This window comes from Micromonospora marina, from assembly GCF_900091565.1.
GTDB lineage: Bacteria > Actinomycetota > Actinomycetes > Mycobacteriales > Micromonosporaceae > Micromonospora > Micromonospora marina.
In genome coordinates, this window is record NZ_FMCV01000025.1 from 82066 (window position 1) to 102435 (window position 20370).

Below are 20370 nucleotides of genomic sequence, written 5' to 3' on the forward strand. Positions count from 1 at the left end.
ACGCTCAGACCCTGCTGGGTAAGTCGCTCGGCGACCACGCCGCGGAGCACACTGATCTTCTGCTCAGCCGTCAAGCCCTCGTCGTGGACCACCAGATCGGCCACGGTCTGGTCTAGGCGCGGCCGGTCTGGCGTCGGCGCTGGACCGGCCAATCCGACCCCAACCAGCTGGTTGTCCGTATCACGCGCCATGGCCACAACTCGTCCGACCGCCGTCCGCACCTGCTCAGCCTCGTTCAGCGTGAGCCGCAACGCTACCGTCGCGCCCTCGATCACGAACTTCACTACCGGCTCGACCGCGTCGGCGTGCTGCTCCAGGTCGACCTCCAGCCCCGGCGGCCGGTACGTCCCATCGCTGCACGACTCGCCGGCAGTACTCACCGAGCTGTGCAGCGACAACAGCACAGGCGGCGAGTCGTCTGGCCAGTGGATGCGATCCTCGAGATGGTCGCCGTCTTGGTGCGTCGCGACACACCAGGACGGACGCGCCCGCCTCAGCCAGTACGGCCGGTGCGTTCGGCGGGCTGCCGTGACCGCCTTCCTGATGGAGGTGGCGAGGTAGCCGGCGTCGGCCAGACTGAGCGGATCCGGAGCGGACACGACCAACTCCGCTGGGGTGCTCTCCTCGGGCTGGTCAAGGTGCTCCAGTGAGAAGATCTCCACCGCCATCCCGCCGACCTCACCCTTATGGGTCTCCATCACCATCCGGGAGTGCCCCCGGGCCCGGTCGCCCGGACTACCCAACTCATCCTCGGCATGGACCTTGACACACCATGGCGGGCGACCAGGATGGCGGTCTTGGCGCTGTCGAAGGTGATGGTGAGCGCGCCGTCGAGGAAGTGCTCCCCGCGGTTGTGAGGCTGTTCTCGGGGAGGTTGAGCACTTCGGTGAGCGCCTGGGCAGACCGGTGGCGCTGCAGGTCGTCCTGGTAGACGACGCTGATGTGGATCGGCCGTGTTGCCGTGTTGACGGCCGAGGCGAGTTTCGCGTGCCGGTCGGGGTCGCCGGGGCCGTCGATGCTGCGTATGGGTGTGGTCTCCAGGACGAGCGACTCCGTGTTGAGCCTGGCGGTGGCGTGCTCGAGCACGCAGTCGAGGAATCGGCGGCCCGGTCCGGAGCCGACGGGGTGCCTGTCGGGTGTGGTGGCGTGCCGGGCGCGGATGCGGGGGTGGGTGGCGAGGAGATCATCTGTGGTGAAGCTGTGGCGGGCACGCCGCGGATGCTGAAGGAGTCGACGAGGTGGGGAAGGAGCCCGGTGATCACGTTTCGGCCGGTGGGGCGGTCGTAGCGGTGTCTGGCGGTGAGCAGCATGCCGGTGTCGTCGGTGGCGATCCAGAGGCTCTTGGCGTTGCCGGGGAAGCCGGTGGTGGCGCTGATGTGGGCGTCGAGGTTGAGCAGGATGCCGGGGGTAGCCGGGGGCGGTGATGGGTTCGAGACTGACGTAGTGGATGCCCTGTTCGGCCCTGGGGTGCGTCTCGGGAAGCGTCAGCGCTCATTTGCCGGCACCCGCCCTCGACATCTGCCGGACCAGATCGAGCATCTCAGCGACGGAGCCGGCCGGATCGCGGATCGGGAACTGCACCGAGCAGACGACAGCATTCGCGTCGACGAGCAGGCTCAACCGCTTGAATCGATCGACTCCCCCGGCACGGAAGGTAGGGAGGAGCAGGCCTGCGGCGAGCCTTCCGTGCTCGTCTGACAGAAGGGGGAAGGGCAGCCGGGCATGCGCCACGAACGCGGTCAACTGTTCCGGGGCCTGAGTGCTGACGCCGTAGACGCGGGCACCGGCCGCCGCGAAGTCGGCATGGCTGGTGGCGTAGGTCGTTGATTCCACCGTGCAACCACGCGCGCCCGGGATGTCCTCCCAGCCCGACGGAGGTTCCGCGTCGCCTGGGGCGAACGCTCCCGGGATGAAGAAGAGCACCAGCGATGAGTCGGGTGTGTGCAGCCGTTCCGGTCGGCCGTCGTGGCGGGTGAGCAGAACATCAGGCAGACGGCGTCCGACGAGGTGGCGGACGCGTTGCGCCTCCGCGCTGGCCGGCTCGGCCGTGGCGGTAAGGCTGCCGTCATCCATCACGTGGCGGGTGCCCCAGTCCTGCAGGGCGATGAGAATCGGCAGCAGCGCCTCGCCCTTGGGGGTGAGCAGGTAGTCAGCTCGCGGCGGGTGCCGCGAGTAGAACCGGCGGTGCAGCACGTCGTGCTCCACCAGGGTGGCGAGGCGCTCGGTGAGCACCCGGCGGCTCACTCCGAGACCACGTTGCAGCGCGTCGAAACGGGTCGTGCCCCCGGCGATGTCTCGCAGGACGAGGAACGTCCGCCAGTCACGGAGGACACCGAGTGCCTGAGCGATACCACACTCCGCGTTCGCCAGTTCAGACTTCCGCATCCTGCCACCGCCTTCTGTTCACCGGCTTCGATCTCGACTATAGTCCGTTTTAAATCGGAACGGACAGACGTGGATGCGGGGTCGGGGCGGATGAGTGTCGGACACAGCGCCGGGGTCTTCTGGAGGTGGTGGACGGCCGGCACGATCAGTGCGGTCGGCTCGGGAGTCACGGCGATCGCGCTACCGCTGACCGCGCTCATCGCGCTCGATGCCGATGCGTTCGAGATGGGGCTCATCGCCGCAGCCGGCTACGTCGCCTGGCTGGTGATCGGTCTACCGGCCGGCGTCATCGTGCAGCGCATGCCGCTGCGTGGCATGCAGGTGGGCGCCGACCTGGCCCGGGCCGTGGCGCTGCTGTCCATCCCGTTGGCTTGGTGGTCAGGACACCTGACCGTCGCACAACTCATCGTCGTCGCACTGGTGATCAGCTTCAGCACCGTGCTGTTCGACGTAGCGAACGCCACCTTCCTTCCCAGCATCGTGGAGCGTTCGGAGCTGGAGTCGCGCAACAGCCTGACCTCCGGCACTCATGCGGTGACGCAGGTGGGCGGCCCGCCGTTGGGCGGCGTGGCCGTGCAGTTGCTCGGTGCGGTGCCGACGCTGCTGATCGACGCGGTGAGCTACCTGGTGTCGGCGCTTTTGCTGCGGTCGCTGCCGGCGCGGCCAAAGGAGAAGCCGGACCGCTGGCCGCCGGTACGCAGCATGATCCGCGAAGGGTGGCACTTCGTCTCCCGGCATCCGGTGATGGCACCGTGCACATGGGCGGCCACGGCGCTCTGCGTGGCGTGCGGCGCGCAGATCGCGCTGTACCCGCTCCACTTGGTCCGCACCCTCGCCGCCCCAGCCGGTCTGGTCGGTCTGCTGCTCGCCGTCGAAGGGGTTGGTTCGCTGATCGGCGCCGCCCTGACTCCCCGGCTCACCGGGTGGCTCGGTTCCGCCCGCGCTCTGCTGCTGTCCGGTATGGTCTCCGTGGCCGGTGCGATCCTGGTGCCGCTGGGCAGTGGCGTAGCGGGTTACCTCTGCTTCGCCCTCGGCAGCGCCGTCTTCGCTGCCGGCGTTGTGCTGTTGAGCGTGATCACCCGCACCTACCGCCAGGTCGCTAGCCCACCCGACCTGCTGTCCCGGGTGATGGCCACCGTCCGCTTCGTCACCTGGGGCGCTATTCCGGTCGGTGGCCTGGCCGCTGGTGCCCTCGCCAGCGTCTACGGCAGCCGGGTCGCTCTGCTGGTCTCGGTCATCGCGGTCGTGTGCGCTCCGCTCGTGTTGGTCTTCTCTCCCGTCCGTCACCTACACGACCTCACCGACCACCCGTCCTCGGCCGTGACGCCGGACGAGGAGGCCATGGTGAAGGCCGGCCACTGAGGGAGGCCCCTCCCGCGCGAGCTGGCGCGTCGCACGCCGGGCAGGATGCTGACTCGAAGATCAGCCGACCGGGGGGGACATCTGACCATGGACGCATCACCTTCCCGGTTGCCGACACCGGCCGGCGCAAATCCGGCACCGCCACCCGTCAGCCTGGTCACGTGGAACGTGCGGCGTGCCGCGCGGCCCGTTCCGGAGCCAGTGGGCGTCGGCCGCTGACTCCGCCGAGCCGTCCCGGTCACGCCGTGCGGCGTGGGTGCCCCCGACGGCACTACAATCGGGCTGGAGCGCCGTCGACGACCGCAGGGATCCCACATTCATGGTTCCGTTCCCTCGACAACCGCCGCCCTCGGTCGGCGAACCATCGGAGCCGCGCGTGGGCGTGGTTACCTGGAACGTCCAGCGAGCAGCGTCGGCCCGCGCCCGGTCCCAGATGTCGTGGCTGGCCAGCCAGCCGGACGCGGACGTCGTGGTGCTCACCGAGATCCCTCGGAGCGGCGCCGCCCACGCCGACGCGCTGCACGCACACGGCTACAGGGTGCTCTGCCCGGAACCCGACGGTGACTATCGCGTCCTGGTCGCGGCCCGCGTCGGCGCCGTGACTCCCGTGGCCGGGCTCTACGCCGGCGGGATGTCCGGCCGCTTCGTCGCGGCGCGGATCGCCCTGACGGGCCCGACCACGCTCGGCATCGTGGGGCTCTACGTTCCGTCGCGTGGATCCCGGGAACACCGCAACGTTGCGAAGCGGCTGTTCCAGACCGAGGTCGCGGCGATGCTTCCCCGGCTCGGCCGGGCCTACCCGGACGCCAGTCCGCTGATCGTCGCGGGAGACCTGAACGTGGTCGAGCCGGGGCACCTGCCCGCACACCGCGTCTTCGGCCAGTGGGAGTACGACTTCTACCGGGCCTTCGCCGGGGCGGGCCTCATCGACGCGTACCGGCATGTGCACCCTCGGACGGTGGAGCACTCCTGGTACGGCCGGTCCGGAGCGGGATACCGCTTCGACCACGTCTTCTGCGACGATCCGGGCCTGGTGCTCCGCTGCGCCTACCTGCACGCGCCCCGACGGGCGAAGCTGTCGGACCACTCGGCGATGACGGCCACCTTCGGGCTCACGTCCCCGGTCACCGGCCTCCCGCCGGTCGAGGCCGGTCAGGTGGGGGTGTAGTCCGCCGTCCGGGCCAGCCAGGCGTCGAGCTTGGCTACGAAGCGGTGCATCTGCGGGTCGTAGACATCGCTGTTCCAGTTGACCTCGGTGAGGCCGTACCAGCGCACCGAGCGGAACTCCCGCGGGTCGGGAAGCACCGGGTCCGTGCGCCGAGCTTCGAGGATGAACCACAGGGTCATGTCCACATGGCTGTGGTGACCCCGCGTCCAGGTCCTGCTCAGGAAAAACGGATCGTCGCCGAACCGGCTGTGGAAGTCGGCGAGGACCCCGAGTTCCTCCGCGGCCTCGCGGACGACCGTGTGCCGGGGATCCTCATCCTCGTCGACGTGACCGCCGGGCAGCAGCCAGCAGTTCGCCTTGAGGTGGTCCACGAGCATGACCGACCGCTCGCGCTCATCCAGCAATGCGAAGTAGACCGCGAGGTGACGTGGCGGGTCCGCCGGCGCGTGTCGGCGGAACAACGGCTCGCCGGAGCGCACCCATCCGGTCATCGCCTGCTGGTCGAGCGCTTCCTGCCGGTCGTGCGGCACCACTCGCCTGACGAGGTCAGCGACGATGGCACGGGGCTCCTGACGGGTGAGCACGACAAATCTCCCACGCGTTGCTCGATGGACCTGGCCGAATGAACCGGAACCTTACCGTGGGTGGCACGGGGTCGACGGGAGGCGTGGCCGGTATCGGCATGTGGCGCGGGACAGCGGAGCCGGACGGGTCTGTGACCCGACCGGCTCCGCCAACGCGAGGAGATTCCCGGTCAGCCGGGAGTCGCTCCATCGTGTTCCGGGGCGAAGCGCAGAATGGTGCGCACTGCGGCGTGGTCACTCAGGTTCTGCCGCCGGGGCTCGTGGTCGTAGTCGCTTCCCACCAGCGAGCCCGCCGCGGCGTCGGCGAACGCGTAGTCCAGGCGCTGCGCCCCCAGCCGGTCGCTGACCCAACTGAACTGGGTGGCTTCGGGATGCAGTGTCCGGTGCGTGTCGCTCACCCCCAGCGCCAGCAGCCCCGCGTAGAACTCGAAGTCGTGCCGCTCGAACACCGACGCGCAGGGTTGGTCCGTGGAGTCCAGCACGTTGAGGTCGCCGACCACGCAGAAGCCGGGTGTCCGGATCGACGCCAGGTAGTCCAGACACCGGCGTTGGAAGGCTGCCCGCGCGGTGCTGCTGTCGGGTGTCATCCCGTTGGTCGGTGCGTAGATTGTCACCAGACGGACCGACCGGCCGGCGGCGGACAGGTCGACGGCGAGGATGCGCGCGCTGTCCGGCTCGGGCACGACCCGGGCTACGTCGAAGCCTCGGGTCGTCACCGCGGTGACGTACTGCTCGTCGGGACGGGCGACGGTGCAGACGACGTCGTACCCCTCCTCCCGGAGGGCGTTGAGCAGCGCTCTCGCGCCCTCGCCCGCCCGCAGCTCGGTCAGGGCGAGGACGTTGCACTGGGTCTCCACCAGCCAGCTAGCGAGAGGCCGGGCCCGGCTGGCGCCGGCGCTCTGCACGTTGAGTGCGCAGACGCGCAGCTCCTCACCAGCGACTCTCTCGTCGACCGCCGCCGTGGGGGCGAATCCGAACAGGGCGCCCTGCATGGCGTCACCCATCACGACCGCAAGACCGCCGAGGCCGCTCCGGTGATCGTCGCGACGCGGCCGATCGTCTCGTCCACGCAGGACTCCGACATGCGCTTGCTCGCTCTCTGCTCCGGGCTCTCCTGGGCAGCACCGTACACCCAGAAGGATCCACCGGCCGCGCGATCGAGGATGAGGAACCGGTCCTTGGCGGCCGGCCCCCGCAGCAGGAGGGAGATGGTGTCGGCCTCGGCCTGGACGGTGTGCACGCTGGTGTGGTGAAGAGCGTAACTGTCGCCCGGACCCTCGATCCGCTCGTGCACCGCCACCAGGCTGTCTGGGTCGGTGTCCTCGCCGAACTGCTGGTCGTTGCCGAAGATGCGGTGGGTGTACCGGCCACTGAGGATATACGAGGCGAACGACCAGCGGTGGTTGTGCGGGCGGTCAAAGTAACCCGACCGGTAGAGGTGGAGCCGGATGCGCACCTGCGCCGCGCGGTCGTCGTGGAGCACGAGCTTGTCGAGGAAGTCGTAGCGCTCGCACAAATCGCGCAAGCTGCGGTCGACCCGCAGGTTGTCGAGGAGCCCGGGCAGCAGTTCGGGGTCGTTGACCAGAGCGTCGAAGACGGTCTCACCGCCCCGGACGATCGAGCCGGTGTCCTCCCAGTCGATCTGTCCGAGGGCGGCGAGGGCGGGATGACGGATGTCGGCCATGGGGTCGTTCCTCCTGTTCGAAGCGGTTCAAGCGGCGTACAGCGAGGCGTCCAGCAGCCGCTTGAGATGGGGGTGCAGGCGGTAATACCGGGTGCCGCCGGCGGCCGGCTGCGGCGTTGTGTCGGGCAGCTCGCCGTGGCGTGCCACGTGCGCGGCGGCGGCCAGCAGTAGCGCCACCTGTGCGGCCTTGACCCTGGCCCGCAGGGTCGGTGCGGGCTCCGGCGCGACCGGCACGCTGGCGATGATCTCGCCGGTGTCCGCACTGGACCGGACCCGGTGCACAGTGCACACCACCGGATCGTTGTTCAGCAGGGCCCAGCCCACCGCGTCCATCCCGCGGTAGTCGGGCAGCGCGCCGTTGTGTGCGTTGATCGCGCCGAGCCGAACGTTGGCCAGCACCCGCATCGGGACGACCGGCATGCCCAGCAGGACCACCAGGTCGGCGCGGTGGCGGCGCAGCACGTCGGCGAGCTCGTCAAAGTCGACGGCGTCGCACTCGGTCGCCGCCGGGGGCGCGGTCGCCGGCGCTGGGTCGTCCGGCGGCTCCGGCGGGTACCAGGCCTGTGCGTAGCCGGAGTCGAGGGCCGTTCCGGGGATCGTGGCCTCGTACCAGCAAACCGCCGCGACCGGGAGCCCGGCGCTGGCTGCGGCCCCGAGGAACCGGCGGGCGCCGCCGGACCCCCGGCGGGCGACGACCACGATCCGCGCCGACGCCGACGTGGGCACCGTCGGCACGCCGAGGTCAGGCGCACCGGCTGCAGCGGCGGAAACCGAGCGCCGGTCCAGGCGCGCCGCCAGCTGCGCGCTGCCGTCGCGGACGAGCCGGGCGGCGAGCCGGAGCAGCCCGGCCAGGCGGGGTACGTCCCAGCTCTCGCGCTCCGGTCCCGATGCCTCGGTGCGGCGCAGCCACACCCCGCCGAGCAGCTTGCACGCGGCGTTGAGATACCGGGGATCCCCCTGCCGGAGGTGCGGGCGCGCCCAGTGTGCCGCCAGGACCAGCCATCCCTCGGCCAGCGCGGGCGTGAGCCCGGCGAGCCTCGCCGCCACCGGTGGCACCCACAGGCCGGCGGTCTCGACGTGGTGCAGCAGCGTCACGTCCGGTCCCGTCACGGCCCGGGCCTTCGGCTCCGGCGAGCTGATCCGGTGCCCGGCCACCGCCCGGTGGAAGGCAGCCAGGTCCGCCGTTCCGTCCAGTCGCCACAGCCTGGCCGCCAGGGCGGCCGCCGCGACACCGTCGGTCGGGGGTTCGGCGGCCTCCGTGCCCGGGACGGCCCGGAGAATCTGCTCGGGCGCGACGTCGCCGTCGACCGCGGGTCGCAGCGGATAACGGGTGGGCTGCACGCTTTCCGCCCGGGCGGTACCAGTCATCGCGCGACCGCGCCGGAAACCTTGTTCAGGGCGGCGAGATAGCCCTCGATCAGTTCCTCGTCCCCCTCGTAGCCCCAGATCGGGATCTTCAGGAAGACGTCCTGGAAGCTCCGCACCCCCGGCAGCGCCGCCGCCGCCACCTGCTCGGGTTTCCACGGGGCGAACGAATCGCGCCGCGCGAAGAGCGGTTCGCCGCTGATGTCCCGGGTGGAGCCGGGTGCGTCGACCTCAGTCGCCCCCTCCGCCACGGCCAGCGCGACGAACTCGTCCCGCGTCACCGTGGCCGCCTCCGGGCAGAATCGGAGGCCGGTGACGTAGAGGCCGTGCCGGCCTCGGTCCTCGGGCACCAGCACCGGCGTGACCACGGGATTGTCGGCAAGTTCCTGACGGACCCGGGACAGCACGCCCCGCCGGCGGGCCTCGATCTTGTCGGCCTGTGCCAGTTGGTGCAGGCCGATGGCCGCGCCGAGGGTCGTCATCCGATGCTTCAGTCCCATCCCGGTGAACGCGAAGGGGTAGTACTCGGCGCTTGAGTCGATCTCGCTGAGGCACCGCTTGTTGTAGTGGCCATACAGCAGGGCCAACTCGCGGTAACGGTCGTTCGAGGTGACCAGCACTCCCCCCTCGCCGGTCGTGATGGCCTTCTGGTTGGTGGAGAAGACCGCCATGTCGCCGAAGGTGCCGACCCGGGAGCCGCCCCAGGACGCGAAGTGGGCGTGCGAGCAGTCCTCGAACAGCAGCAGGTCATGGCTGCGGCAGAAGGCGACGATCTCGTCCATCGGGCAGGGGTTGCCCCACATGTGAGTGACGATCACGGCCCGGACGTTCGGGGCAAGCTTCGCGGCGAGGCTGTCGGCCGTCACGTTGCCGTGGTCGTCCGCGTCGGCGAAGATCACCTCGACACCGTCGTAGGCGAACGGCGAGGCGGTGGCCAGGAAGGTATACGCCGGGGCGAGCACTGCGTCACCGGGCCGGAGCCCGGCGATACGGGACATGGCGTGGATGGCCGACGTCCCGGAGCTGAACGAGATCGCGTAGGGCGTCCCCACGAAGTGGGCGAACGCCGCCTCGTACTCGCCGATGATGCCCCGCGCGTCGCGGTCGGAGAGCGACCGGTGCATCTGGTCCGACACCGCCCGCTCTAGGCTCGGGTCGATGATCGGCCACCGGTAGTGCGGGCCGGGGATGTCCATGGTCTTCGGTCCGCCGTGCGCGGCGAGTGCCGTCATGCCGTTGCCTCCTTGGAGTAAGCCGATCCGTCCTGCCCGGTCGTCTCTCCCACCGTGGCCAGGGCCGCCGTGACCAGGGCGGACACCCGATCCCGGGTCTCATCCACCGGCTCTCCGGCGCCAATCGCGAGCACCGGCCACCGGTATTCGCGGGCCAACTGCTCCAGCAGCTGCATTCCCTGCTCCTGGTAAGTCACGAAGGAGGCCCGGTTGAGCTCGGTGTAGCCGGCGTGCATGCCTAGCTCGCTGGCACGGAACCCGCGGCCCTGCCGGTCGTAGAGCATGCCGGCGTCGGAGCTGAGCAGGACGACCACGTCCGGTTTCCGCACCTCGGCGAAGATCGTCTCCAGGTCGTGACGCTGGTAGCCCTGCAGGAGCAGTTTCGACCAGAACTTATAGAGCCAGCCGTCAACGACCACGTCGTGTCCCGCGCGCAGCAGCGGCTCCAACACGTTCGTCGCGTGCGCCGTGAACCAGGCCGCCTGCACGGACACCCAGAACGAGTCGGGCAGATCCGTGCTGTCACCGCTGTGCCACAGCACCGTCGACAGGTGTTCCATGAGCTTCGCCGCGTACCCGGAGGTGCCGGAAATCTGCCGTCGTGACACGAAAACCAGGGGCCGCCCCGGCTCGGGGGCCGGCCGTGCCACCAGGGCAGCGACGGCCTCGTCGTACGTCAGGGCGCCCAGTGCACCGGCGAGGGTGGTCTTGCCGATACCGTCCGGGCCCTCCAGGGCGATGAACCGTCCGGGCAGTGTTTGCGAGTGATCCGACCGTCGGCGGCCGGGCCGGCCAGAGGACTCGTCCACGGTCATACGGGTTCCTTTCTCAGGGGTGCGGCGAGGCGGTGGTCGCAGCCTGGTCAGCACGAGTCGGAGGCGTTGATTAGCCGCCAGCCCGACCGCAGACGCCAGCGGTCGTGCTCCCGGTCGAGCAATTCGGCCGCGGCCGGGGTGAGCGCGCCACGGATCGCCGTGACCGCCGACGCGAGGGCGTCCGTCATCACCAGCAGCTCGGCGTCCATCATGGTGGTCAGCTCGCGGTCGAAGGCGTCCTGGTCGTGCTCGCCGATCGACTGCTTGTCAATCAGCCGTACCATGTTGCTGAGCACCGTGAACGCACCTGCCTTGATAACGCGCCGCACCTCGCGCACCGCGTGGTACGCCTCACCCTCCAGGATCTTCTCCAGGCTCTTGAGGGTGTAGTCCAGCGCGAAGTTCCGGTCGACCCACATCTGGGCGTGGTGCGAGGCGCGCCCGATGCGCCAGTCGGCGAAGGAGGCGTCCACCCGGCCCATCGACGGGCGCGGCTTGCCGGCCAGGCCGGCTGCCTCGACCCGTCGGGTGTACGCGGCGCCCAGCAGGCACTCCATCGACACCAGCAGGTACGAGACCGCCGAGTAGAACGGCGCTCCGAGGGAGTGCTCGCTGACGAACCTGGGATCGGTGACGCCGTCGACGATCTCCTCGACGCTGAGGTGGTGTAGAGGTCGCAGCAGCAGGTCGGTGCGGGCCTGGAAATCGTGCGTCGCGCGCAGCTCCTCCAGCGTCATCAGGTGGTCGAAGGTGATGTAGGTGAACCGGGTCGGCACTCCCAGCGCGGACAAGGTCCGGATCGCCAGGGCGTTCTGCTCGCCGGTCGTCTCCTTGTTGAACCGTTCGAGGATGGAGGTCACGCCCGACTCCACGCCGAACAGCATCCGGCGCAGGCCGGTCGCCACGAGCTCCCGCCACATGTACCCGCGTTCCAGGTGCCAGGCGCGATCACGCTGCGGGTCCACCACCTGGTCGATTCGGCACGACGACTCCCACCGGAAGCCAGCGTCGTGCATGGTCCGCGAGATCACCAGAGCCCGCTGCGCCGCGTCGTCGCCCCGGCCGATGAACTCCTCGTCGACCAGGTAGAGCGTCCGGGACAGGTGCGGGTGGCGTTCGAACACCTCGCTCATGGCGGCGAGCATCCAGGGCAGGCCCTCTGGGGCGGCGCCGGACCAAATGCCCTTGTGCCCGCGTGGGCAGAAGGAGCAGTAGTTCGTGCAGCCGCGACTGGTCTCGAGTTGGGCGACGCCGCGGTGCCGGAAGGTCCGGTCGAGCAGGTCCAGCTCCGGGAGGATGTCGGTCTGCGCACGGTTGGCCACCGTCGCGGTCCGCCGGGGCGCGCGGCGGATCGTCATCCCCCCGCCGCGGGCCGCGCCGTTGTAGCCGATCCCACGAACATCCGCCAGGTCGAGGTCGCCGTGGAAGTGCGCGATAACGTCGACCACGGTCGGCTCGCCCGCGCCCCGGGCCACCAGCAGCCCTGGGTACTGGGCGAGGAGGAGCTGTTCGTTGCGGACGGTGAGGCTGCCGCCGGTCAGCACCAGGGGCGGAGACGGCCGTCGGTAGATCTCGTCAAGCAGTTCCACCATGAGATCGTGCTGACCGAACGTCGCGGAGATCCCCACGATGTCGGGTGCCTGCCTGGTCGCGGCGATGACATCGTCCATCGATACGCCCAGTTGCATGTCCATCATGCGGACCCGGCCGGAGAGCGTCGACCGCGCTGCCCGCGCCACGTCGGAGATCGCCAACGGAAAGCGCGGCAGCGGAAAGTTCTCCGGGTGGTAAAGCGCCACGAGAAGGATCTCGGGCTTGAAAAGACGCCGAACGCCCGAGTCCGCCAGTTCCGCCGACGAGTGCCAGCTCTCCGGGTCACGCAGCGTCAACCGGTGCCGGGTCCACTCGGGCCAGTCGCGCTCGCCGAGCGGGCGTCCGTCGAGGCTGGCGACGTACCACCCGCCCTCGGCCGGGTGTTCGGCCACCAGCAGACGCGCCTCGTAGGTGCCGGTGATCGTCGACCGTCCCGGCAGGTAATCGCGGACGGCGTCGAGAACCGCGAGCGGCTCCGCCGGAGACAGGTTGTGCAGCGCCGCGGCCGGCATGGTTCCCGGCCCCGCCACCTCGTTGACGGCGTGCACCAACCTCGTAGGCCAGTTGTTATCCATTCCGCCTCCTGATGACAGCAGCTTCAATGGACCGCCCGGGCGCGGTGGTGTGCGCCGGGCATCGCCTCCCAGCGGTCGGGGCGGTAGTCGCCCAGACCGCGTAGCTCGGCTCGTGTGGGGACCGGTCAGGTCATGGGTTCGGAGCGGTCGCGCCGACTGGCGGTGCGACGGCGGACATCGGCGGGCGCTCGTCGAGGAACACCTCGCCGGTGTTATCGAGACGCCGCTGCACGTCCGCCATCACCGCGCGCGCCGCGTCGATGACGTCGATGGGCGGCGGCTCACCGAGGCAGGTCAGGTTCATCTCGACCTGGGCGGCCCGGGTGAAGCCCACCAGGACAGCGGCGTTCTCACTGCGGAGCAGGCCGCTCCAGAGCGCGACCCTGACCAGATCCGCCCGGTCGGGTCCGACGATGGCTCGCAGCCGGGCCAACCCTTCCCCGATGACGACGCCGGCCGCCGGAGTAAACCATCGCTTCCGGGAGCGGTGATCGCCCGGGCCGAGGACCCGGGGATGCGCGGGATCGTTAACTCCCACCAGCAGTCCCTGGCCGAGTGTCTTGTTCAGCAGGATCCCGCAGCCGTGCTGCTCGGCGAAGGAGATGATCGGCGCCGATCGGGCGGACGGGGTCAGCAGGTTGTCCCGGACCGCCAGGATCTGCGGCTCGACCACGTCGAAGACCCGCCGGAACGTGGCCGACTTGTCCTCCCGCGCGGCGGTGCCGCCAGCCCGCCGCTGCGGCGCGAAGCGGTGCGGACCGCGCATGCCGATTGCCCGGATCAGGCCCTCGTCACGCAGCGCGCGCATGGTGTCGGCGGCGCCGCGCAGCCACCGGTCGTATGGGCCAAAGTCGGAATGGTGCAGGAAGTATATGTCGAGGTGGTCGGTGCGCAGGTTCTCCAGGCTCTGTTCGAGCTGACGCCGCATGTGCCCCGGATCGAAGCCGTGCGGCGCGGTGCCCCGGAAATATCCCACCTTGGAGGTGAGCACCAAGTCGGCCCGTGGCACCTGCGCGACGAGCTGCCCGATCAGGCGCTCGGAGTGGCCATGACCGTAGACGTCGGCGGTGTCGAACAGCCGGGCGCCGAGGGCATGGGCGCGTTCCAGCCCGGCAGCCGATTCCGCGTCGTCCGCGGTGGACCAGCCCATCGGCATGCCGAGGTTGTGGTCCGGACCGCCGATCGCCCAACACCCCATGCCGACCGCCGGCACAGAGATGCCGGTGTCCCCTAGGACACGGAGCGGTATGTCACCTGCCATCGTTCCCCCGTTGTCGAGATCGTGCGGATACGGAAAGGAACTCCGAGCGCGGATACGCTCCGAGACAATTCCGCCGCCCACGCGACCAGCAGCTTTCCCAGACTGGCGCCGCCACCGAAATTTGTCACGGAACGTGACATCTCATTGACGGGAAGCCATCCCTGCAGCCACGATAGCACGGTCTTCAACAGAGCTACCACCAAGATAAATGTGTGCGGACATGCGCTCTGCGCATCGCTTGACGTCGCTGCCGATCCCGTGTATTGACGAGTCCGCCTCGCGCCTGCGGAGCCCGGAATATCACGGGCGAGTGTTGCTCCGGCGGGCACCCTTGTCGTAGCCTGCCTCCATCGCCGCACATCAAACGGGGAGAGGTTCTGTGCCGGCAATCTTGAGCAGCATGTCCACATGAGTCGCCACACCGACGGCAACTTATGTCCGCAGCTGAGTTCTCCCGGTCACGCCGCTCTCCGTGTCCACGATTACGCGGCCGACGCGAGAACCATCGCCGACATCATTCGCACAGCGTCACCGCCGGCTGGGCAGACACTTATGGAGGCATTCCTTGACGACTGGAGCCATACCGTTCCTCGAGGTCCTGCAGCAGCGGTCGCTCGTACCGGACGGGTGCCGTGCCGTCCTGCTCGTCGGATCGGCGGCGAAGGGGTGGAGCAACGCCAAAAGTGACTACGACTTTTACCTCGTGTGCGACGAGCCGTGGCGGGCTCCGAACCACGGCATCCTCAACCTGCCGCTGGATCCCCCCGAGATCCAGACCGAGTCCTTCTATGCCCATGATCGACGCTGGGAGGCGACGTACTGGCTGGCTACCCAGGTGAAGCAGATCCTCGCGAAGGTCTCCTGGGAGGAGTTCGAGAAGGACCGGGTCGCTGGGCAGGTGCTCGCCGGCCGCGAGGAGATGCTGCTGGAGCGGTTGACCGTCTGCGTTCCGCTGCTCGGCGGGCAGTGGTTGGCCGAACGCCAGCGTGAGGTCGACGCCTCGGCGTTCCGGTCACTTATAGTCACCCGCTCCCTGGGCGCCGCCGACGACTCCGTCGAGGACGCGCTCGGGCAGCTGGAATCCGGTGACCTGCACAGCGCCGTGCTGTCCGCCCGGAAAGCGCTGGGGCACAGCGTCGACGCCTTGTTGGAACAGCACGGCCAATACGGTAGTCACTCGCCGAAATGGCGTCCGCACCGATTCCGGGCGGCCAATCCCGCCATTCTGTCGTTCGATCGCTACTGGGCGGTCGAGACAATGCAGAATTTCGATCCCGACAAGCCGGAGAAGTGGGTGACCGATGTGCTGACGCTGTGTCAGGACATCGCGATGAAAGTGGAACTGTAGATGATCGGGGAAAGATTGCCCTCCGAGACCGGATCCGGATCGGCGCGGGCCGTACCTCTTCCGTCGCCTTGGCTCGGCTTTTCACTTGGTAACGATGCGCTGGCGCCCGCATCTGCGAACGCGGGAATGGACGTCCACCGTTCTTCCGCATTGTCACCGCCAAGCCGATGATCCGGTTAACTGTCGATGACGAAACGCTGCTCGGCGTACGGGTGGCGATCAGTCCTCTGTGGGAGGCTTTGTCGAGCCTCGCATTGCTGGCCCGGTACCGTAGCGAGGTCCCCTATCCCTACAGCACGTGGGCGAGCACCGTGCGGCGGGCCCTCCCGGTCGGCTTCCGCCGGGAGCTGTTAACCTGGATCGCGCAGTTGCGCAGCCTCCGGCTCCCCTCCTTCCTCACGCCCGTACCGGCCTCGGCGTCCCCCACGATCCGGGAGGAACTGGCGACCCTTCGCGCGACGCCCGCAGAGACCGTCCGGCGTGAGCTGGAGGCGCTCTATCCGACCGACGTCCCGGCGCCGCTGCTCCGGCTGGCCGACGGGGCCGACGGCCTCACCCACCTGACGGATCTCCTGGGACGCTACTGGGACACCGCGATGGCACCCTACTGGCGTTCGATGCGCAACGTGCTGGAAGAGGAGATCCTGTTCCGGGGCCGGACCCTCGTCACCGAGGGTTCGGACGCGATGCTGCAGAGCCTCGGCGGGCGGGTGAAGTGGGAACGACCGGACCTGACGCTGCCCTACCAGACCGACATCAACTCCACCCTGCGCGGCACCCAGTTCTACGTGGTGCCGGTGTTGTTCGCCCGTGGCATGCGGATTTTCTCGCAGGGCGCCGCCGGATCGGCCATCTCCTACCAAGCCCGTGGCGCTGCCGTCCTCGACGGGCAGGTGGGCGACAGTGCGCCGCCGGAGGCCGAGCCGCAGCAGGGTGACCGGCTGGCCATCCTGGTAGGGCGGGGCCGGGCGGCGGTCATGCGGGCGCTCGTCGCCCCAACGACGACGACCGCGGTCGCAGGATCCGTCGGCCTGGCGCCGAGCACCGTGTCGCAGCATCTGACCGCGCTCTCCGCCGCAGGGATGGTGCGACGCCGCCGAGCAGGCAGCCGGGTCCTCTACGAACTCGATCGCGAGGGCCTGGCCCTGCTGAGCCACCTCGACTGCGAGATCAGCCATTAGCCGATCCCGCGTCCAGGCGGGATGCCGGGTCGGCACGGGGAATCGGCGTCCGTCCGCGCAGGTGCGGCTCTCGCCGGCCGGTCGCCGTCCGGGCGTCGCCGTGGGGGCGCCCGGACGGCGATCGGTGACGCGCGCCGGTGGTGGCATCACCGCTCACCGGTTCAGGTCGAGGACCTCGGCCTCGCTGAGCGCGGTGAGCAACTCGACCGTGTCCTCGACGGCGGTGTCGAAGGGGATCCCGTACTCCGCCGCGACCTGACGGCCGATCTCCGCCACGCTCCGTTCGCCGTCGATGGCCCGGTAGATGAAGGCGGCGGTGTCCGACAGCTCGAACGCCTGCCCCTGACTGGCCACGAAGAGCTTGCCCCGGAAGTTGCGGACCCGTAGACCCTGACGGGTCTGCGGCACCACACTCTGCGCGGTGCTCGCGTCGATCATCGACATCACGTACTCACTTCCCTCGAACGGGTGACGCCCCACGTCGGGGCCGCGCCGACGCCCTGCTGGCGGCGGCGGTTGACGCGCTCCTCACTCCTCGTCCCGTCCCACCACCGCCCGTTGCAGGTGTAGGACGAACATCGGCACGTTGTTGATGGTGTGCGCGAGCAGCGCCGGATAGATCGATCCGGACAGCAGGGTGAGGACCAGCAGCGCGGCAGCCGCAATGATCTCCAGCATCGTCGCCCGAGTCGAGCCCCGCCAGTTCTGTCCCGGCGACACGTGGTGCCGGGCCACGAAGGCCACCGCGGCGAGCAGGCCCAGGGGCAGCGTCGCCGTGGCGGCGGCCGTGAGTACAACCGCGCGGAAAAGGACCTCCTCCCCCGCCGGGCTCACGATGGTGGTAAATGCCCGCGCCAGCGTGTGCGACGAGGATGTGGGTCCCATCAGAAAGGCCAACTCGCCCCGGACGAGACCGCGCACGTCCATGCCGGACATCGCGATCAGCGCGCCGCCGAGCACGACGGCGACCACGAACCATGTCCAGTCCGCCCCGACGCTCAGCCAGCTCGCTCCGCCAATGGTCACCAGCGCCAGTGCGCCCACCGGCGCGGTCAGGCCCAGCAGGGCCTCGACCCAGAAGCTCGTCCCGCTGCGCCCGTCGCGAGGCAGGCCCCACGGCAGGAGCAGGAGCGCGACCTCCACGATCAGCAGGACCGACACGATCCATCCGTCGCCGGGCCCGGCGATGGACGCCGGCCATACGGCCGCCGCGAAGGCGAGGACGCATCCGGCGGCTGCCAACCGTGCCGGCGAAGGCAGCCACTCGCGGGTGTCCAGAACGGGCACCCGCTTCGTGCCGTCGGCGCGGTTGGCGGTGAGGCTGGCCATGGCGGACCTAGTCCGTCGCGGTGAGCACGAGCTCGTCCGCGGCCGGCGACGGTGAGATGACGACCAGACGTAGATCCACCGCCTCCGACAGCAGCTCCTCGACCGCGGTGAGTGGAACCCGCGTCACATCCGCCACCTCCTGCGCCGTGCGTGCCCCGTCCAGCGCGGCAAGGAACCCGCCCCAGCCGGGTGTGTCCGCGTCGTCCACGACGTACTCGATGGCGCCGTCAACGACCACGTACCAGTTTTCCTGGTCGGCGGGGGACCGCAGCAGCATCACGTTGTCAGCCAGGACGGGTATGGCATCCGGCCGGACCGCCGGGCGGCGGACGGTCATCCGGTCGACGGTTTCTCGTTCGGCGTTCCAGTCGACGACCGTGACGGCGCAGGGCTGCACGTCGATCCGGCTGACCGATGGCGGCGCCGGCGGCCGCGCGGCCATCTGCTCGAGCAGACCCAGGTTGACCAGATGCAGCAGGAACTCGACGTGGCCCGCCTCCGGCTCGGCCGCGAGCTGGCGGGCCAGGCTGCGCAGGTTGTCACCGTCGATGTGCTCCTTGGCCTGCGGCCCCGCCAGCGCCTCCTCGATGAGGGCACCGTCCTGCTGGGTCAACATCCGGGCGAACGTGCGGTAGGTGTACCGCACTCCGTCACCGTAGAAGAACGGGTTCTTGGGGCGCTCGACGACCTCGTCTGGGAGGATGCCGCGCATCGCCTGCCGGAGGATCCGCTTGTCCCACACCAGTCCTGCCCTCATCGAGGGAGGTACGGCGGCGACCAGTTCGACCAGCCGGTGGTCCAGGAAGGGAACCCGGCTCTCGATGCCGTTGCCCGCCGCGGTGCGGTCCTCGTGCCAGCAGTTGTATTGCAGGATGTCCCGGTACTTCCACCGGAAGTACTGCTGGTAGGCGTCCGTGGAGTCCGCCGGGGCCGTGCCGAGCGCGTCCTCGCGCAGCAGCGGTAGCGGGAAGTGTTCCGACCACGCGGCGAGGTCGGGGTTGGCGTATCGGTGCCGCTGGCCCGCCATGGCGCGCAGGTTGACGAGGAAGTCGTCCCAGTCGCCGCCGGCGGCGATCTGCGGCGAGTAGCCGCCGTTGAACTCGTCACTGCCGGCGCCGAGCATCATGGCCTTGATCTCGGGGTGGGCCAGCCTGACGTAGCTGTACATGTGGTGCTTGTAGTAGATCTCGGGCCCGCACACCGGCGACTCGAGCAGCCACAACAGGTGTTTCCAGTCCTCCGGCGACGGCGTCTGGTCCGTGTCGTACAGGATCTGGTGATTCGGCAGATCCAGCATCCGCGCGATGCGTTGGCCGCCCTCCGCGTCACCGTTGGCGAGGGTGCTGCCGTTGAGTGCGGTGAACGTCCGGAGCGGGTTTTTCCGTCGGGCGAACGCCGCGACCGCGGCGGAGTCGATGCCACCGCTGAGGAAGAGGCCGATCTCCACGTCCGCCATGCCGCAGTCGTCGACCGACGAGGCCAGCAGCTCGCGGTAGCGGTCGACAAACTCGGTTTCGGAGAGGGCACCGTCGCCGGCGTAGTCAGGGAGGGACCAGTACCGGTGTGTGGCGGAGCGCCCCGATCCGAGGTCCACCGTCACGATGGTGCCGGCGTCGACGAGGTTGATGTCCTGGAACCAGGTGTTGACCGGTGCGGCGCTGAACATCGGCGCCTTGGTGAGGGCCTGATCCGTCAGCGCCCCCGCCCAGTCCAGGCGACGGGGAACGGCAGCATCCTCGAACAGCGCCTTCATCTCGGAGCCGAAGACGACGCGCTCCGTGTTCAGGTGGTAGAAGAGGGGCTTGACGCCGAACCGGTCCCGCGCGAAGAGCAGCTGGTTCCTCCGCCGGTCCCAGAGGACGAGGGCGAACATGCCGCGGACCCGGTCGAGAAAGCGCAGACCGTCGCGCAGGTATAGGTGGATGAGCACCTCGCAGTCGGACTGCGTTCGCAGGCGGGTGCCGGCGGGCAGGGTCGTGGCCAACTCGCGGTGGTTGTAGATCTCGCCGTTAGCGATCAGGACGACGTTGTCACCGTCGTCGGTGAGTGGCTGGCCCCCGCCGACGAGATCGACGAGTGACAGCCGGGCGAACGCGAGTGCGACCGGCCCATGCAGTAGCAGTCTCTCCTCGTCCGGTCCACGGTGCGCCACCGCACGGGCCATCCGCTTCACCAGGTCGTGTGTCTCGGACCCGAGATTGGCACCGTCGAGGCGAGCCACACCGGCCAATCCGCACATCGTCTTCCCTGCCTCTGTGAGTAGAGCGGCACCTCTGCGGCGCCACGGCTCCTGGTCGCGGCCCGCCGTCGAGTCGGGGCGCCCGCGTTCGTCGCTGGGCGCCCCGACTCCCGCATCACGGGGTGACGCCCAGGATGACGGCGAAGGTCACCTTCTTCGCAACCGGCTTCACGTACTTCTTCATCTCGCTCACCTCCCTCCCCCAATGTGGCCACGCACGGCTTCACCCTGCGTGACTACACCAAAGGG

The 20370-nt window shown here is 69.4% G+C and carries 16 protein-coding genes; 4 read left to right on the forward strand and 12 right to left on the reverse strand.

Annotation, left to right across the window (positions count from 1 at the left end; translation table 11 throughout):
* Positions 1-1491: 1491 nt before the first annotated feature.
* Complete coding sequence (locus tag GA0070215_RS23925) at positions 1492-2385, reverse strand: winged helix-turn-helix transcriptional regulator (RefSeq protein WP_091050073.1); 894 nt, start codon at positions 2383-2385, stop codon at positions 1492-1494.
* Positions 2386-2475: 90 nt separating this feature from the next.
* On the opposite strand from GA0070215_RS23925, the gene GA0070215_RS23930 reads away from it, so the two are divergent.
* Positions 2476-3747, forward strand: a complete 1272-nt coding sequence (locus GA0070215_RS23930; RefSeq protein ID WP_091050077.1) for an MFS transporter — start codon at positions 2476-2478, stop codon at positions 3745-3747.
* A 376-nt stretch (positions 3748-4123) separates the two neighbouring features.
* Positions 4124-4915, forward strand: a complete 792-nt coding sequence (locus GA0070215_RS23935; RefSeq protein WP_167361558.1) for an endonuclease/exonuclease/phosphatase family protein — start codon at positions 4124-4126, stop codon at positions 4913-4915.
* Here GA0070215_RS23935 and GA0070215_RS23940 read toward each other — a convergent pair.
* The 8 genes from GA0070215_RS23940 to GA0070215_RS23975 all read right to left on the reverse strand — a co-directional run bounded on the left by GA0070215_RS23940 (position 4900) and on the right by GA0070215_RS23975 (position 14105).
* A complete protein-coding gene (locus GA0070215_RS23940; protein WP_341845024.1) occupies positions 4900-5406 on the reverse strand; it encodes an NUDIX domain-containing protein in 507 nt (168 codons plus the stop codon). The genes GA0070215_RS23935 and GA0070215_RS23940 overlap by 16 nt on opposite strands.
* Positions 5407-5669: 263 nt before the next feature.
* Entirely contained in the window at positions 5670-6491 is an 822-nt protein-coding gene (locus GA0070215_RS23945) for an exonuclease/endonuclease/phosphatase family protein (protein WP_167361559.1), read from the reverse strand.
* Positions 6492-6502: 11 nt separating this feature from the next.
* Entirely contained in the window at positions 6503-7183 is a 681-nt protein-coding gene (locus tag GA0070215_RS23950; RefSeq protein WP_091050094.1) for a hypothetical protein, read from the reverse strand.
* Positions 7184-7210: 27 nt separating this feature from the next.
* A complete protein-coding gene (locus GA0070215_RS23955; protein ID WP_091050098.1) occupies positions 7211-8551 on the reverse strand; it encodes a formyltransferase family protein in 1341 nt (446 codons plus the stop codon).
* Positions 8548-9780: a DegT/DnrJ/EryC1/StrS family aminotransferase gene (locus tag GA0070215_RS23960; protein ID WP_091050101.1), complete on the reverse strand. Its 1233-nt coding sequence runs from the start codon at positions 9778-9780 to the stop codon at positions 8548-8550. The genes GA0070215_RS23955 and GA0070215_RS23960 overlap by 4 nt, the downstream gene beginning before the upstream one ends.
* On the reverse strand, positions 9777-10595 hold the full coding sequence (locus tag GA0070215_RS23965) for a dTMP kinase (protein ID WP_091050104.1): 819 nt from the start codon (positions 10593-10595) through the stop codon (positions 9777-9779). The genes GA0070215_RS23960 and GA0070215_RS23965 overlap by 4 nt, the downstream gene beginning before the upstream one ends.
* A 47-nt stretch (positions 10596-10642) precedes the next feature.
* Entirely contained in the window at positions 10643-12763 is a 2121-nt protein-coding gene (locus tag GA0070215_RS23970) for a B12-binding domain-containing radical SAM protein (RefSeq protein ID WP_244167119.1), read from the reverse strand.
* A gap of 130 nt (positions 12764-12893) precedes the next feature.
* A complete protein-coding gene (locus tag GA0070215_RS23975; RefSeq protein WP_208600413.1) occupies positions 12894-14105 on the reverse strand; it encodes an aldo/keto reductase in 1212 nt (403 codons plus the stop codon).
* Positions 14106-14589: 484 nt separating this feature from the next.
* On the opposite strand from GA0070215_RS23975, the gene GA0070215_RS23980 reads away from it, so the two are divergent.
* On the forward strand, positions 14590-15372 hold the full coding sequence (locus GA0070215_RS23980) for a hypothetical protein (RefSeq protein ID WP_091050111.1): 783 nt from the start codon (positions 14590-14592) through the stop codon (positions 15370-15372).
* A gap of 311 nt (positions 15373-15683) precedes the next feature.
* Positions 15684-16553, forward strand: a complete 870-nt coding sequence (locus tag GA0070215_RS23985; RefSeq protein WP_167361560.1) for an ArsR/SmtB family transcription factor — start codon at positions 15684-15686, stop codon at positions 16551-16553.
* 153 nt (positions 16554-16706) lie between these two features.
* Here the strand turns inward: GA0070215_RS23985 and GA0070215_RS23990 are convergent, their stop codons facing one another.
* The 3 genes from GA0070215_RS23990 to asnB all read right to left on the reverse strand — a co-directional run bounded on the left by GA0070215_RS23990 (position 16707) and on the right by asnB (position 20121).
* Positions 16707-16997 (reverse strand): PqqD family protein, encoded by a 291-nt coding sequence (locus tag GA0070215_RS23990; RefSeq protein WP_091050119.1) that lies wholly within the window; start codon positions 16995-16997, stop codon positions 16707-16709.
* 84 nt (positions 16998-17081) lie between these two features.
* On the reverse strand, positions 17082-17882 hold the full coding sequence (locus tag GA0070215_RS23995) for a CPBP family glutamic-type intramembrane protease (RefSeq protein WP_244167120.1): 801 nt from the start codon (positions 17880-17882) through the stop codon (positions 17082-17084).
* Between the two features lie 7 nt (positions 17883-17889).
* Positions 17890-20121 (reverse strand): asparagine synthase (glutamine-hydrolyzing), encoded by a 2232-nt coding sequence (asnB, locus tag GA0070215_RS24000; RefSeq protein ID WP_091050122.1) that lies wholly within the window; start codon positions 20119-20121, stop codon positions 17890-17892.
* Positions 20122-20370 lie beyond the last annotated feature (249 nt).